This window comes from Winogradskyella echinorum, assembly GCF_014297365.1.
Classification (GTDB): Bacteria; Bacteroidota; Bacteroidia; order Flavobacteriales; family Flavobacteriaceae; genus Winogradskyella; species Winogradskyella echinorum.
The window spans coordinates 76,041-91,081 of record NZ_JACOQD010000006.1 but is presented as its reverse complement, the minus strand read 5'-3'; the positions used below and the strand labels follow the sequence as shown (position 1 = coordinate 91,081).

Annotated in this window: 19 protein-coding genes; 12 read left to right on the top strand and 7 right to left on the bottom strand. The window is 31.8% G+C overall.

Features of this window, described 5'->3' with window-relative positions; genetic code table 11:
- Positions 1 to 83: 83 nt before the first annotated feature.
- From H8K90_RS15425 to H8K90_RS15415, 3 genes are read right to left on the bottom strand one after another with little or no spacing between them, the layout of a single operon-like run.
- Positions 84 to 470, bottom strand: coding sequence for a DUF6768 family protein (locus tag H8K90_RS15425; RefSeq protein ID WP_186846890.1), 387 nt, complete (start codon positions 468 to 470; stop codon positions 84 to 86).
- Positions 460 to 1,011 carry an RNA polymerase sigma factor gene (locus H8K90_RS15420; protein ID WP_186846889.1) on the bottom strand — a complete coding sequence of 184 codons (552 nt, stop codon included), beginning with the start codon at positions 1,009 to 1,011 and terminating at the stop codon, positions 460 to 462. The genes H8K90_RS15425 and H8K90_RS15420 overlap by 11 nt, the downstream gene beginning before the upstream one ends.
- A complete protein-coding gene (locus H8K90_RS15415) occupies positions 1,012 to 1,518 on the bottom strand; it encodes a hypothetical protein (RefSeq protein ID WP_186846888.1) in 507 nt (168 codons plus the stop codon).
- A 228-nt stretch (positions 1,519 to 1,746) separates the two neighbouring features.
- Between H8K90_RS15415 and rlmD the strand changes: the two genes are divergently transcribed.
- The 6 genes from rlmD (at position 1,747) to H8K90_RS15385 (ending at position 6,468) form a co-directional block, all read left to right on the top strand.
- Complete coding sequence (gene rlmD / locus H8K90_RS15410) at positions 1,747 to 3,201, top strand: 23S rRNA (uracil(1939)-C(5))-methyltransferase RlmD (protein WP_186846887.1); 1,455 nt, start codon at positions 1,747 to 1,749, stop codon at positions 3,199 to 3,201.
- 31 nt (positions 3,202 to 3,232) lie between these two features.
- Positions 3,233 to 3,595: a four helix bundle protein gene (locus H8K90_RS15405; RefSeq protein WP_186846886.1), complete on the top strand. Its 363-nt coding sequence runs from the start codon at positions 3,233 to 3,235 to the stop codon at positions 3,593 to 3,595.
- Between the two features lie 30 nt (positions 3,596 to 3,625).
- Entirely contained in the window at positions 3,626 to 4,183 is a 558-nt protein-coding gene (locus H8K90_RS15400) for a DUF6452 family protein (protein ID WP_186846885.1), read from the top strand.
- Positions 4,149 to 4,907, top strand: coding sequence for a DUF6048 family protein (locus H8K90_RS15395; protein ID WP_222611371.1), 759 nt, complete (start codon positions 4,149 to 4,151; stop codon positions 4,905 to 4,907). Before H8K90_RS15400 ends, H8K90_RS15395 begins: the two co-directional genes overlap by 35 nt.
- A 153-nt stretch (positions 4,908 to 5,060) precedes the next feature.
- The gene (locus H8K90_RS15390) at positions 5,061 to 5,585 is read left to right on the top strand and encodes a DinB family protein (RefSeq protein WP_186846884.1); all 525 of its coding nucleotides are present in this window, start codon (positions 5,061 to 5,063) and stop codon (positions 5,583 to 5,585) included.
- A gap of 166 nt (positions 5,586 to 5,751) precedes the next feature.
- Positions 5,752 to 6,468 carry a class I SAM-dependent methyltransferase gene (locus tag H8K90_RS15385; protein WP_186846883.1) on the top strand — a complete coding sequence of 239 codons (717 nt, stop codon included), beginning with the start codon at positions 5,752 to 5,754 and terminating at the stop codon, positions 6,466 to 6,468.
- A gap of 152 nt (positions 6,469 to 6,620) precedes the next feature.
- On the opposite strand, the gene H8K90_RS15380 is transcribed toward H8K90_RS15385, so the two are convergent.
- Both H8K90_RS15380 and H8K90_RS15375 read right to left on the bottom strand, forming a co-directional pair.
- Positions 6,621 to 7,574: a phosphoribosylaminoimidazolesuccinocarboxamide synthase gene (locus H8K90_RS15380; protein WP_186846882.1), complete on the bottom strand. Its 954-nt coding sequence runs from the start codon at positions 7,572 to 7,574 to the stop codon at positions 6,621 to 6,623.
- Positions 7,575 to 7,746: 172 nt separating this feature from the next.
- Positions 7,747 to 8,700, bottom strand: coding sequence for a PhoH family protein (locus tag H8K90_RS15375; protein WP_186846881.1), 954 nt, complete (start codon positions 8,698 to 8,700; stop codon positions 7,747 to 7,749).
- Between the two features lie 110 nt (positions 8,701 to 8,810).
- On the opposite strand from H8K90_RS15375, the gene H8K90_RS15370 reads away from it, so the two are divergent.
- The 6 genes from H8K90_RS15370 (at position 8,811) to dnaN (ending at position 14,325) form a co-directional block, all read left to right on the top strand.
- The gene (locus H8K90_RS15370) at positions 8,811 to 9,674 is read left to right on the top strand and encodes an SAM hydrolase/SAM-dependent halogenase family protein (protein ID WP_186846880.1); all 864 of its coding nucleotides are present in this window, start codon (positions 8,811 to 8,813) and stop codon (positions 9,672 to 9,674) included.
- A gap of 120 nt (positions 9,675 to 9,794) precedes the next feature.
- A complete protein-coding gene (locus H8K90_RS15365) occupies positions 9,795 to 10,091 on the top strand; it encodes a putative quinol monooxygenase (RefSeq protein ID WP_186846879.1) in 297 nt (98 codons plus the stop codon).
- A gap of 104 nt (positions 10,092 to 10,195) precedes the next feature.
- Positions 10,196 to 10,921, top strand: coding sequence for a gliding motility-associated ABC transporter permease subunit GldF (gene gldF / locus H8K90_RS15360; RefSeq protein WP_186846878.1), 726 nt, complete (start codon positions 10,196 to 10,198; stop codon positions 10,919 to 10,921).
- Positions 10,921 to 11,418 (top strand): hypothetical protein, encoded by a 498-nt coding sequence (locus tag H8K90_RS15355; RefSeq protein ID WP_186846877.1) that lies wholly within the window; start codon positions 10,921 to 10,923, stop codon positions 11,416 to 11,418. The genes gldF and H8K90_RS15355 overlap by 1 nt, the downstream gene beginning before the upstream one ends.
- Positions 11,405 to 13,072 (top strand): gliding motility-associated ABC transporter substrate-binding protein GldG, encoded by a 1,668-nt coding sequence (gene gldG / locus H8K90_RS15350; protein WP_186846876.1) that lies wholly within the window; start codon positions 11,405 to 11,407, stop codon positions 13,070 to 13,072. Before H8K90_RS15355 ends, gldG begins: the two co-directional genes overlap by 14 nt.
- 134 nt (positions 13,073 to 13,206) lie before the next feature.
- Positions 13,207 to 14,325, top strand: a complete 1,119-nt coding sequence (gene dnaN / locus H8K90_RS15345) for a DNA polymerase III subunit beta (RefSeq protein WP_186846875.1) — start codon at positions 13,207 to 13,209, stop codon at positions 14,323 to 14,325.
- A 79-nt stretch (positions 14,326 to 14,404) separates the two neighbouring features.
- Here dnaN and H8K90_RS15340 read toward each other — a convergent pair whose 3' ends face one another.
- Together H8K90_RS15340 and H8K90_RS15335 are read right to left on the bottom strand one after the other, a co-directional pair.
- Positions 14,405 to 14,764, bottom strand: a complete 360-nt coding sequence (locus H8K90_RS15340; protein WP_186846874.1) for a DUF4870 domain-containing protein — start codon at positions 14,762 to 14,764, stop codon at positions 14,405 to 14,407.
- Between the two features lie 63 nt (positions 14,765 to 14,827).
- Positions 14,828 to 15,037: a YgaP family membrane protein gene (locus H8K90_RS15335; protein WP_186846873.1), complete on the bottom strand. Its 210-nt coding sequence runs from the start codon at positions 15,035 to 15,037 to the stop codon at positions 14,828 to 14,830.
- Positions 15,038 to 15,041: the final 4 nt, after the last annotated feature.

Here is a 15,041-nt window from a genome sequence, read left to right as displayed (position 1 = left end):
TTCAATAGTTTTGAAAATTCAGCGTGGGAAAGAAATCATCCCTAAGAGCCTGCAAATTACTAAATAATCTAGTGATTTAAAACTTACTCAGCTATTTTCGATGAAAGAGATGACACTTGTAGTTCTAGTCTCTTTATTTCTCTAGTTAATGCGTTTCTATGAATTTGCATCCAAGCATATATTTTTAGCATACTCATGGTAATAAAACAAATAAAAAAACCTGCAATCCATAACATAAGATCATTAGTGTTTTCTGCATCAAATGTCTGTATTAGGCAGTAAATCATAAGTCCGAATGCAACAATGTTTACAACATGCATTACGATTGTAAACCATAAATTTTTCCCTTTATACAATCCTGCAATCATTGCAAATACGCTTTGCTCATCAAGAGAATCATAAAATTTAGCTTCTTCTTCTGTTAACGTATCTTTTATTAATTTGTCTATGTCTTCCATATTAGTTTTCATAATCTATCTTTTTTAATGTTATTTTTAATTTTTCTCTTGCGTGAAATAATCTTGACTTTGCTGTTCCTACTGAAATGTTTAATATTTCACTGATTTGCTTTAAACTATACGATTCCGTATAAAATAGCTTAACAACTAGTTTTTGATTTTTTGGTAATTCATTTATTGCTTTTAAAAGCGAAAGTTTTAAATGTTCATTTTCTGAATATTGTTGTTCTTCACTTTTAATTTCAAAATTATCTCGAATATTATTTTTTTGAGTTTTAGCTTGCAGTCGCAACCAATCTGTAGATTTGTTACAAACAATTCTATAAGCCCAATATTTAAACTGTTTAGGATCATTAAGTCTGTCTATTTTATTGATTATAATCGTCCAACTGTCTTGAGCAATATCTTTTGCCGCATCTTTATCCTTTATTATCCAGTAGGCTTTATCACAAAACAGCTTGTGCCATCGCTTTACCAACATTGCAAGCGCTTTTTTATCACCAGCTTTGTAAGCATTAACTAAATTTTCATCTATACGTTGGTCAGTTTTCAATTAACTATGTTTAATTTGAAACGATTTTCTTTTATATATTTCTCTCAAAAGTTTCACCCACACATTATACGGTGTTTCTTTCTTACGTGTTAAAAAATGATTTTCAACCTTATCAAAAGCATCTTCAATTAAAGCATCATGAAGCCAACGTATAACAAACACCCAAAAGAAACTTGCTTTTAAAGACGAATTAGCTATTATTTTATGGCATATTTCGGTACTATTTGCATCAATAGAATTTATTTTAAATTCATGAATACCATTAAAGCCTTCTGGTTTAGAAAATTGAAACTTAATGTAGTCTCCTTCAATAAATTCAATTATAGTATAACGAATACGTCCATGATCACCTCTACTCTCAATTTTTAATCCTTCTTTAAACCGTATGGCTGGCCAATTCTCTGTGGGCCAAACCAAATCATTATTAGTTGCTAAAGTTTTAAATAGTTGAGACACCTTTTTCTTAGGTTCTAGGATGGTTCTTTTATGGATATTTATAACCTTCATATGGTGATATCTATTTTAATCTTATAGTCAGATGGAACATTCAAAAAGTAGTTATACGATACAATTTGTATTTCTAAACATTAATGTTTCATACTCTAAAGACGTAGAATTAAAAAAAGGTTCAAAATTGACTTAGAAATCTTTTAAAGATAATCTAATTATACAGATACTTTTCCGCTTACCTATTTATAAAATAAGAATATCTTTGCACTCAAATTATTCAAAAAAATGCCAAAAAGAGAACGTAATAAATTTGTTAAACGCGGCCAAATTATTGAGATCTTAATTGAAGATTACGCTTTTGGTGGAAAAGGGATTGGTCGTATCCGTAACGAACATGGTGAATTTGTTGTTTTTGTTCCTAATACATTACCAGGACAATTGGTTAAGGCTCAAATAAAGAAATCGAGTAAAAAGTATGCTGAAGGTAAACTTTTTGAGATTTTAAAACCTTCGGAAGATGAAGTTGACATGCCCTATCAAGATATTCCTGGTGCGCCATACATGCAATTACCTATAGAAAAGCAACACAATTATAAAAAACAAAGCACCTTAGAGTTATTTAAGCGTATTGGTAAAGTCGCTAACATTGAAGATAAGTTTGACGAATTTGTAGATTCACCTAATACCTTCCATTACAGAAATAAAATGGAATATGGTTTTTCTGCCATTGGCTATAATCGTAAATTAAAAACTGATGTAGATGAGTTTACGCTTGGATTTAAAAAGCGCGGAACTTGGTGGTGTGGTGACAACCTAAATAGTGATTCCGGATTATTTGATGCTGAATTAGAAAATCACTTAAAAGATATTAGAAATTATTGCGAAGCAACAGGTTTAGCACCTTGGCATGCTCCACAACGCGTAGGCTTTTTTAGATATTTTGTGGTTAGAAAATCTTACAAAACCAATAAGTTGTTATTCAATTTAGTAACGACGTCTTACGATTTACCAAAATTCGATTTAGATAAATTTGCCGGTTATTTGGTTGAATTATTTGGTGATCGGGTAGCAGGATTGTTACATACGATTAATGATGAAGTAGGAGACAGAACTATAGCCACAACCGGAGATATATCTTTAGTTTACGGTGACGATAAAATTGTTGAAGAACTTTTAGGTTTAAATTTTGAAATTAGCATGAAAAGCTTTTTTCAAACCAATCCAAAATGTGCCGAAAAACTCTATTCTAAAGTTGTTGACTATGCTTTAGAAAATAAAGAAGCTATTGATAATACTGTTGTTTTAGATTTGTTTTGTGGTACAGGTACTATAGGGCAAATAATAGCAAGCAAAGCTAACAACACTAAAATTGTAGGTGTAGATATAGTAGCTTCAGCTATTGAAGACGCGAAGGAAAATGCTAAACGCAATAATATTAAAGGGTTAAAGTTTTACGCAGCAGACGTTGGTAAATTTTTAAATGAACACCCAGAATACACCAATAAAATAAGAACCATTATTTTAGATCCTGCTAGAGCTGGTATTGCGCCAAAAACTCTTAAAAAAATAATAAACCTAAATGCAGACCGTTTGGTTTATGTATCTTGTAATCCGGCGACACAAGCTAGAGATACTGAGCAGTTAATGGAAGCTGGTTATGAGATTAAAAAAATAAGTTTAGTCGATCAATTTCCTCATACAGCGCATATTGAAACGGTAGTACTATTTGAAAAAGGTTAATTTGTTTATTCGTTGATTTGTTTATCATAAAATGAAAATATATTCATTTGAGAAATTAGAAGTTTGGAAAGAGTCTGTTGAGTTAGTGAAATCAATATATTTGATAACTGAATCCTTCCCTAAGGAAGAAAAATTTGGATTAATAAGTCAATTACGAAGAGCTTCTATCTCAATTTCATCAAATTTAGCTGAGGGTACTTCTAGAAAAACTCAAAAAGATAAAGCGCATTTCACTACAATTTCATTTAGCTCAGCTATGGAAGTTTTAAATCAATTGATAATAGGTAAAGATTTAGGTTTTATATCTGAGAATGATTATATCTTAGCAAGAACAAAAATTGAAAAAATTACTAATATGCTAAATGCATTACGTAATTACCAACTAAACAAATAAACGAATCAACTCAATTCTATGAGAAGGTTAATGAAAACAAAATACAACATCATATATATTCTAAGCCTTATAGCTTTATTGAATTTACAAAATTGCGAGCGCGACGATATCTGTGCAGAATCTACAATCACTACACCGCGTTTACTGATAGAGTTCTATGATATTGAAAGTCCAGATGATTTAAAGAGCGTACCTAGACTTACTGTATATGGTGAAGGATTGGTTGTTGAACCAACTGAAGATTCCGATACTACCATTGTTTATAACGTCAATGTAAGTGCTGCGGAATTACCATTAAAGATTGAACCAGAAGCAGGTGAAGAAAGGACAACAACACGTTTTGTTTTAGAAAAAGACACCAACTTACGTTTAGATACAGACGACACCACAAACTCTAACATTGATATTTTAGAAATAACATACTTATCTGAAGAAATATATGTATCAAGAGCTTGCGGTTATAGAAGTATTTTTAATGAGTTAGAAATGAGTTTTGATAATGATGGTGATACTTGGATAAGTTCAATAACCGTAGATGAAACACAAATAGAAAATGAAAACACAGTACACGTTCGCATCTTTCACTAGATGTATAGTGATTTTGCTGTTGTTTTCTACAATAGCATTAGCACAAGAAAAAAAGAAAACCGTAAAAGACACCTTAGTTTTTAAGCAAAAGTATGGACTACGTCTTGGAGCAGACCTCAGTAAATTAGCTCGTACTTTTTTTGAGGATAACTACACAGGTTTTGAGATTATGGGTGATTATCGTCTCTCAAAAAAATTGTACTTAGCTGGTGAAATTGGTAATGAAGAACGCACTATAGTAAATGAAGTTTTAGATAATACCACTAAAGGAAGTTACTTTAAAGGTGGTGTAGATCTTAATATGTACAAAAATTGGCTAGACATGGAAAACATGATTTACGCTGGTTTTAGAGTTGGTGCAAGTACATTTAGTCAAACACTTAATAGTTACGATATTTATAATGTAAATAACCAATATTGGAATGAACAAGTTTCAATAGAAGAAGGTCAGGAATTTAAAGGTTTAACAGCCATATGGGCTGAAGTACAAATCGGATTAAAGGCTGAATTATTCAATAATTTCTTTGCTGGTATCAATGTGCAACTAAAAGCTCTAATTACTGAAACTGAACCCAACGAATACGAGAATTTATACATTCCAGGATTTAATAGAACTTATGATAGTGGTCGTTTTGGTGGTGGCTTTGGATTCAATTTATCTTACCTAGTTCCAATATTTAAAAAGGATAAAATTGTAGTTCAGGAGAAGGAAGTGGATGAATAGTGTGAAGTAAGCAGTAAGCAGTAAGCAGTAAGCAGTAAGCAATAAGCAATAAGCAATAAGCAATAAGCAATAAGCAAATAAACGAATCCACTACATAACGGATAAACAACTAAACCTTTTTTTACCTATCTTTTCTTTATCAAATTCTTAACTATGGATAAAGAAGCTATTGCGGATCTAATTGAAGCCAAACATTCTGAATTAATTTCGTGGTTAGAACAACAACCTAAAGAATCTTGGACACAAGGACCAGAAGGTAAATGGACGCAAGGACAACAAGCCCTGCATTTACTTCAAAGTGTTAAACCACTCAATGATGCATTGAGCATGCCTAAATTTCTTTTACGCTTTAAATTTGGTAAAGCTAACAGACCCGTTAGAGATTACGATGCTATAGTAAAACGTTATCAAGAACGGTTATTGGATGCTAAAGGCAAAACTTTTAAAGGCTCTCAAAATATGAAAGTGCCAACACTAGCTGATAAGCACTACATTTTAAACCGACTTCAAACCGAAAGTAAAAAACTACAATACAAGACCAAGAAAATCAGTGATACTAATTTAGACACGGTAATACTACCACATCCGCTAATGGGTAAAATGCCTGTACGCGAAATTATTATGTGGACAGCACACCACGTAGAGCATCATACTAAGATTTTAAAAGAGAAATATTAAGTTGTATCATTCTGAATTGCTATACTGAGCGTAGTCGAAGTGTTGTTTCAGAATCTCATATTTGATGTAACATTAGATCATGAAACTTACTGTAAACAAGCTTAGTATGGTAGTTCAACATGACAAAGAAATAAACAATTACTAATAATTCCGTTTAGAATAAAAAATGAAAGAAATCTATGAACCTAAATTTGTTGAAAGTCTATTTGATAGAATGAGTAGTTCCTATTCTAACATGAACTTTATAACATCCTTTGGATTTAGTGAAAGATGGAGAAGGCAATGTGTAGAGGAAATTAATATAGAAAAAGGAAAAACAGTAGTCGATTTAATGACTGGTATGGGTGAATGCTGGAAACATATTTTAAAAAAATCGGATAAAAATTCAAAATTAATTGGACTAGACTTCTCTACCGAAATGGTAAATCGTGCTGAGAAAAACAAAAGGAATTTTAAAAACTCATCAATTGAAATACTTAAAGAAAATGTCTTTAAAAACTCAATCGCAAACGAAACTGCAGATTATGTTATTTCTGGTTTTGGATTAAAGACTTTTGATGACGAACAACTTAAAAAATTGGTATATGAAATTGATCGAATTCTAAAACCAGGTGGCAAATTTTCGCTTATTGATGTTTCTGTTACTAATAGTAAAATACTTAAACCTTTTTATATGTTTTACCTTAAAAATATTATTCCAATAATAGGAAAGCTATTTCTTGGAAACCCTGAGACTTATAAAATGTTAGGTGTTTACACAGAAGAATATGGAAATTCAAGAAATGTTCATCAAATTTTTGACAAGTCAGAATTTGAAGTTGAATATGTTGAATATTTTTTTGGTTGTGCAACGGGGATTAAAGGAAGTAAGAAAAAGTATTGATATGAATTTTTCGTTATTCCTAACTTGTTTCAGAATATCGTCTCAAAAAATAGATGCTGAAACAAGTTCAGCATGACAACTAAATGACTAAACAATTAATAAAAAAAAACGCTTTAGCAATTCAACGACTTAACAACTCAACGAATAAACAACTAAACACCTTCCAAATACCTCAAAATATTAGCCTCAATCCTATTCTGAATATCATTTACATCAGCTTTTACAAAGGTCTCACCTGTAATATTTTCATAAAGCTCAATATAACGCTCGCTAACAGTTTCAATATACGCATCACTCATAAATGGCACCGTTTGTCCTTCTAAACCTTGAAAATCATTTGAAATTAACCATTGACGCACAAATTCTTTAGACAACTGCTTTTGAGCTTCACCTCTATCTTGTCGCTCTTGGTAACCTTCTGCATAAAAATAACGTGAGGAATCTGGTGTATGGATTTCGTCAATCAATACTATTTTACCGTCTTTGGTTTTTCCGAATTCGTATTTAGTATCTACTAGGATTAGACCACGTTCTGCTGCGATTTCTGTTCCGCGTTGAAATAACTTTCTAGTATAATCTTCAAGAATTAAATAATCCTTTTCAGAAACAATACCTCTTGCTAATATATCTTCACGAGAAATATCTTCATCATGGTCGCCCATTTCTGCTTTTGTTGCTGGTGTTATTATAGGTTGTGGAAACTTGTCGTTTTCTTTCATACCTTCAGGCATTTCGACTCCACAAAGCATTCGCTTTCCTGCTTTATATTCTCGTGCAGCATGACCAGACATATAGCCACGTATTACCATTTCTACTTTAAAAGGATCACATAAATGTCCAACAGCAACATTAGGATCTGGTGTAGCAACCAACCAATTTGGCACTAAATCTTCAGTATCTTTCATCATCTTTGTCGCAATCTGATTCAAGATTTGCCCTTTAAAAGGGATTCCTTTTGGCATCACCACATCAAAAGCACTTAAACGGTCTGTTGCAACCATTACTAACTGCTCATCATTAATGTTATAAACTTCTCTTACTTTTCCTTTGTAAACAGATTTCTGATTAGGAAAATTGAAATTGGTATCTATTATGGTATCACTCATTTTACTTAGCTTTTAGCTTTTGGATATTAGCTATTAGTTTGTTATGCTTATTACTTTTAGATTAAGCCCTAGCCCAGATTGAAGCGGCATCCTTTTTATTTGGTGACTGAGCGTAGTCGAAGTCAGCAAATAAAAAGATATAGCGGAAAGCTGGAAATAGCTCCTAAAAAAATTAATCCCTATTCTCAATACTTTTATAAGCCGAAATTACTTTCTTAACTAATTTGTGACGAATCACGTCTTTATCATCTAAATAAATCATGCCAATACCTTCAATATTTTTAAGAACTAAAAGCGCTTCTTTAAGTCCAGAAATAGTACGACGTGGTAAATCTACCTGACCAGGATCTCCTGTCAACAAAAACTTAGCATTTTTACCCATACGAGTTAAGAACATTTTCATTTGGGCATGCGTTGTATTTTGTCCTTCATCTAAAATCACAAAAGCATTATCTAGAGTACGGCCACGCATAAAAGCTAATGGAGCAATTTGAATCACACCTTTTTCTATATAATTTTCTAGCTTTTCTGCCGGAATCATATCTCGCAAAGCATCATATAACGGTTGCATATAAGGATCTAATTTTTCTTTTAAATCACCAGGCAGAAATCCTAAATTCTCACCAGCTTCCACAGCAGGTCGAGTTAAAATTATACGCTTTACTTCTTTACTTTTTAGTGCTTGTACTGCCAAAGCTACTCCAGTATAGGTTTTCCCTGTACCAGCAGGACCAATAGCAAATACCATATCATTTTTACGTACGCTCTCAACAAGTTTACGCTGATTTGCAGTTTGTGCCTTAATAAGCTTACCACCAACTCCGTGCACAATAACTTCACCACTCTTAGCAGAAGTGTTGTAATCTTCGCTGCTATTACTTGTAAGTACACGCTCTATAACATTTTCATCTAGTTTATTATACTTTCCAAAATGTTTCATAAGCATGGTCATTCTATGATCAAACTCTTCGAGTAAATCTTCGTCACCATAGGCCTTTAATTTATTGCCTCTGGCTACAATTTTAAGTTTTGGAAAATACTTTTTTAGAAGTTCAATATTTGCATTTTGTGGGCCGAAAAATTCTTTTGGAGTAATTTCTTCGAGTTCTAGGATAAGTTCGTTCAAAAGCGTGCTTTATTTAGTGTATTAATCTGATTTCTTTTATTAGTTTTGTGTACACACAAATCTAATAATTTTACAACCATAATTCTTAAAAAAATATCAACAATCATTCCATGGCAATAATCACTTTAACGACTGATTTTGGAGAAAAAGATCACTTTGCTGGCGCAATAAAAGGTGCTATTTACAGTGAACTTTCGGATGTGAGAATTGTAGATGTTTCACATTCGGTATCACCTTTTAATATTTCTGAAGCGGCTTATATTATATTAAATGCCTATAGCAGTTTCCCAAAAGGAACGATTCATATTATAGGAATTGACTCTGAGTTAAGTCCTGAAAACAAGCACGTTGCAGTTAAGTTAGATGACCATTACTTTATATGTGCTAATAATGGTATAATGAGTATGATTTGTGCTGAGATTGTGCCAGAAAAGATTGTAGAAATAAACATCCACGATAAGATAGAGACTAGCTTCCCTGTGTTAGATGTTTTTGTTAAAGTAGCCTGCCATATTGCAAGAGGAGGGACTTTAGAGATTATTGGAAAAGTTATTAACACTATAAAACCGATTAAGAATTTAATTCCGTTTGTTAATGACGAACAGAATCAAATTATAGGTAGTGTAATCTACATCGATAATTACGGAAATGTAGTTACTAATATTAAACAAAAGTTTTTTGAAGAAGTCCAAAAAACGAGGTCTTATGAAATATCAGCTAGAAACCATAAATTCAAAAAAATATATAGTAAGTATAGCGATATTGTAAATTTTGAATTAGATGAATCTAAACGAAATGATGAAGGTAAAGGTCTTGTAGTATTTAACTCTTCTGGGTATTTAGAAATAGCAGTTTATAAGAGTAATTGTACTACTGTTGGTAGTGCCTCTACTTTAATGGGTTTAAAAACTATGGATACAGTAACTGTTAACTTTTTGCCCATACTTAGTCCTTCTCATACACGCTCGTCATAGTTTTAGTTAACGCACGAAGGAAAAAATGTTTAAGTTGAAGTAAAAAAAATAATAAGTAATACTCACAAAAGTGAGAAAGTCCTTTGCTCTGCAGAGGAATTACTAAAAGCTTTTAATAATATGTTAGTAAGAATTGTAAAAATGAGTTTTGATCCGTCGAAGATTGAAGAATTCTTGGCTAATTTTGAAACTGTAAAAACTGAGATTCGAAATTTTGAAGGCTGTAATTTTTTAGAATTGTATCGCGACCAGAACAATACCAATATATTTTTTACGTATAGTTATTGGGACTCTGAAGCAGATTTAAATACGTACAGACATTCAGAATTATTTAAAAGTGTTTGGGCTAAGACTAAACTGTTGTTTAACGATAAGCCTGAAGCTTGGAGTGTGGATAAACTCGCTTCGCTCAAGTAAGCAGTAAGCAGTAAGCAGTAAGCAGTAAGCAGTAAGCAGTAAGCAGTAAGCAGTAAGCAAAATTAATATTCGTGTATTTGCGGCTGAATTATTAAAAAAATAAAATGATTGCAATTTTAAAAAAAGAAATAAACACCTTTTTCGCCTCACCGATAGGTTATTTGGTAATAGCCGTGTTTCTATTGTTAAACGGACTCTTTCTATGGGTTTTTAAAGGGGAATTTAATTTACTAGATAATGGTAGAGCTAACTTATCGTCTTTCTTCCTATTAGGGCCTTGGATTTTAATCTTTTTGGTGCCTGCTGTTACGATGCGTAGTTTTAGTGATGAAAAGAAACAAGGCACTTTAGAATTATTAGTAACAAAGCCTATTTCTCATTTTCAGATAGTATTAGGTAAGTACTTTGGTGCGTTTGTTTTAATCCTTATAGCATTATTGCCAACCTTAATATATGTTTATACCGTTTCTCAGTTAGGAAATCCACAAGGTAATCTTGATATGGGAAGCACCATAGGCTCTTATTTTGGACTCTTGTTTTTAGTTGCAGCTTACACAGCCATTGGAGTTTTTGCTTCTACCCTATCTGATAATCAGATTGTGGCTTTTATTATCGCAGTATTTATTTGCTTCTTTTTTTACTTTGGTTTTGAAGGGCTTTCTAACTACTACATCTTTGGTGATTTAGTATATATGGAAGATTTAGGTATGGCTTCTCATTATAACAGTATGAGTCGTGGTGTTATAGACACAAGGGATTTGGTATATTTTATTAGTGTTGCGCTTGCCTTTTTATTATTCACAAAACTTAGAATTCAAAAACAAAACTAATGATTATTACACCCTTTTTAGTCATTTTTATGATAGTAGTATTTATTCTACTATTCCTGTTTTTAAATACAGTAGATAAGCGAAAATGGTTATCTGCTTTAATTAGTTTGGTATTAACACCTTTTGTGTATTTCTATATGTTTTACCCTTTTATAAACATTATTAGCAGTTACCATCATCAAAAATATTTTGATAGCGAAGCTTGGACAGAAAAACCAGCACTGCGCTACGAAATGATAGATAACACAATAACCTCTGATACATTGATTGGTTTATCTAAAGAAAAAATAACTCATCTCTTAGGTGAAGAAGAATGGTTGTCTTGGGATGACGGAAAAAAGGCTCACGATTCTAATAAATGGAATTATGGTCTAGGTATTGAACCTGGTGCTTTTAATGATAAAAAAGACTGTGTAGAAATTACGTTTAAAAATGATAAAGTCGTTGCATTAAGACCTTATCAAGAAGAAATAAAATTTGAGAATGAAGAAGAATAAATCTATACTGTATATTCTTGCTGTTATTGTTGGACTAATTTTAGTTAACATTATTTCCAGCAAAGCCTATGAACGCTTCGATTTAACTAAAGATAAACGCTATACACTATCTGAAGTCTCAAAATCAATGATTAGTGATTTAGATTCACCTTTAATTATCGATGTGTTTTTAGAAGGTGATTTTCCTTCAGAATTTAGATTACTTCAAACTGAAGTGCGACAAATAATTGAAGAATTTCAACTAGAAACCAATCAGATATTTATCAATTATATTAATCCTATTGAAGACGAAAGTACTCGTCAACAATATATTGAAGAGTTAACAAGACAAGGATTAGAGCCTTACATAAACACTGACAACAGTACTGGCAAAGTAACTCAAGACATTATTTTTCCATGGGCTTATGCAACTTATAAAGATGAAAGAGTTAAAATCCCATTATTAAAACGTAGCATTACTCAAGGCTTACAAGAACAAATCACTAATTCTGTACAATCTTTAGAGTATGCGTTTGCTGATGGTTTTAATAAATTGGTAAACCCTAAAGCTAAAAAGATTGCCATTTTAAAAGGTAATGGAGAATTAGGAGATCTATACATTGCTGATTTTTTACAAACTATAAAACCCTATTATAATTTAGCGCAATTTACTTTAGATAGTGTTGCATCGAATCCTCAAGGCACTTTAGATAAATTAAAACAATACGATTTAATTGTTGCTGCCAAACCAAGCGAAGCATTTACAGAAAACGAAAAATTAGTTTTAGACCAATATACCATGTCTGGTGGTAAAAGTCTTTGGCTTACAGAATCTGTTGTTATGGATCAAGACAGTTTAAAAAATGTTAGAGGAACAGCTGTATCTATAATGAGAGATTTAAAGTTGAATGATTTTTTCTTTAAATATGGATTTAGAGTCAATCCTACTTTAGTAAAAGATTTATTTTCGGCACCAATTATGTTGGCCATTGGAGAAGGCACTCAAGCACAAATGCAACCTTTACAGTGGCAATATTCTCCATTAGCAGCTTCAAATCCTAAACATTCAATTACAAAGAATCTAAACTTAGTAAAGTTTGATTTTGCAAGTCCGATTGATACTTTAAAAAATGGTATTAAAAAAACAATTTTATTACAGAGTTCTCCAAAATCTAAATTAGAAGGCGCCTTAACCACAATTTCTTTAGCAGACGTTACCAAGGCACCTGATGAAGCTACCTATAATTCTGGACCACAAAACTTAGCTGTGCTGTTAGAAGGCGAATTTACTTCGGTGTATGATAAACGTGTTTTACCATTTAAGGTCAATAATTTTCAATCTCAAAGTAAACCTACGAAAATGGTTGTTATTTCAGATGGCGACATTATTAAAAACGAAGTTATAAGAAATAGACCTCAAGAACTAGGTTTTGATCAACTCACAGGTAAGGCATTTGGAAACAAAGAATTTCTTTTAAACACCGTTAATTATCTTTTAGATGATACAGGACTTATAAACATTAGGGCTAAAGAAATTAATATTGCCTTTTTAGATGCCGATAAAATTAAAGACAATAAAGGTAAATGGCAGCTTATAAACATTGTATTACCTTTAGTTATACTTGCATTATTCGGATTTGTTTTTAACTACTTTAGAAAGAAAAAATACGCTTAATTGCCTTAAGTTTTTAAAGCTTAAAGATTTTCAATTTAGAGAGAACAATTTGTTAATAAGTTTGTTTTATAAAACCCTTCTATTGAGATATATTTGTAAGGCAAACTAAAAGTAAACACACATATTTATTCAGCATGAAATTTATTGTTTCAAGTACATATTTATTAAAACAGCTTCAAGTATTAGGAGGTGTTATTAATAACAGTAATACACTACCAATTTTAGATAATTTCTTATTTGAACTAAGCCATTCAAAATTAACGATTTCGGCAAGTGATTTAGAAACCACAATGTCTTCTACTATGGATGTAGAAAGTGATTCTGAAGGTAGTATTGCATTACCAGCCAGATTACTTTTAGACACTTTAAAGACATTTCCTGAACAGCCTTTAACCTTTGTTGTAGAAGAAAACAATACAGTAGAAATTAGTTCTAACCATGGTAAATATGCTTTAGCTTATGCTGATGGTGCTGAATTTCCTAACGCAGTCTCTGTAGAAGATGCAAGTACAACAACTATAATGGGTGATATTTTAGCAACTGCTATAAGTAAAACCATTTTTGCAGCTGGCAATGATGATTTAAGACCTGTAATGAGTGGTGTTTTCTTTCAGTTCTCGCAAGACAACCTAACTTTTGTGGCTACAGATGCCCACAAATTAGTGAAATACACAAGGGATGATGTCAGTGCTTCTGAGACGGCAGAATTTATTATGCCTAAAAAACCTCTTAACCTTTTAAAAGGAATTTTAGCCGGAAGTGATAATGATGTATTAGTTGAATACAACGAGTCTAACGCCAAGTTCACTTTTGAAAATTCAGTATTGATTTGTCGTTTAATTGATGGAAAATATCCAAACTACGAAGCCGTTATCCCTAAAGAAAATCCTAATAAATTAGTTATTGACAGAACACAGTTTTTAAACTCTGTTCGCCGTGTTAGTATTTTCTCTAACAAAACTACCCATCAAATACGTTTAAAAATTGCTGGTGCAGAATTAAATATTTCTGCAGAAGATATCGATTATAGTAACAAAGCCGAAGAACGTCTAACTTGTGATTATCAAGGGGACGATATGCAAATTGGCTTTAACTCTCGTTTCTTAACAGAAATGATTAATAACTTAAACTCAGATAACGTGCAGTTAGAAATGAGTTTACCAAACAGAGCAGGTATTCTAACACCAATTGATGGTTTAGATGAAGGCGAGCACGTGACTATGCTGGTTATGCCTGTGATGCTCAATAATTAGCAGAGGGTTCTTGCAAATTTTCTCAACATAAAAAGGCTCACCACTTGGTGAGCCTTTTAAATTCCATTTTCTTTAATAACTAACTAACAAAATTAATAGACAATGGATAGCTCGGTAATTCGCCATTACTAGCTTTTACACCGTTTATAATCGGCATAACAAATGCTAAGATTCCAATCAATATCAGTGTAAGAATTCCTATTCCAACAAATATTAAAGGAACACTTATAATAGAATATATAAGAATACTTAATTGAAAATTTACAATAGATTTTCCATGAGCATCCATATCTACGACTTTATCTTTTTGTGTTGCCCAAATAATTAATGGAGCAATTAGTCCGCCAAATCCTGTAACATAAGTTAATAACTGCGATAAATGTGTTATAACTAATAATTGATTGTCTGTGCGTTTAAGTGTGTGATAATTTGATTCCATGATTAATAATTTTACACCTATAGGACGCAAATTGATTAAAAATGTTACAAATTGAAATTCAAATTAACAAGAAGAACAACTTTCATCCTCTATTTTCACTCCTAGTTTCATTAAAATTGTCTCTAATAAGCACCATTTTGTAAATGCAGACTGAATTAAATTTAAGCCAATAAATACAGTAAACCACATCCAATTTGGATTAACATATACGGTTAAAACAACGCTTAATAGCACCATAAAACCCACAATTACTCTAAAATATGTATTTAACATTTTA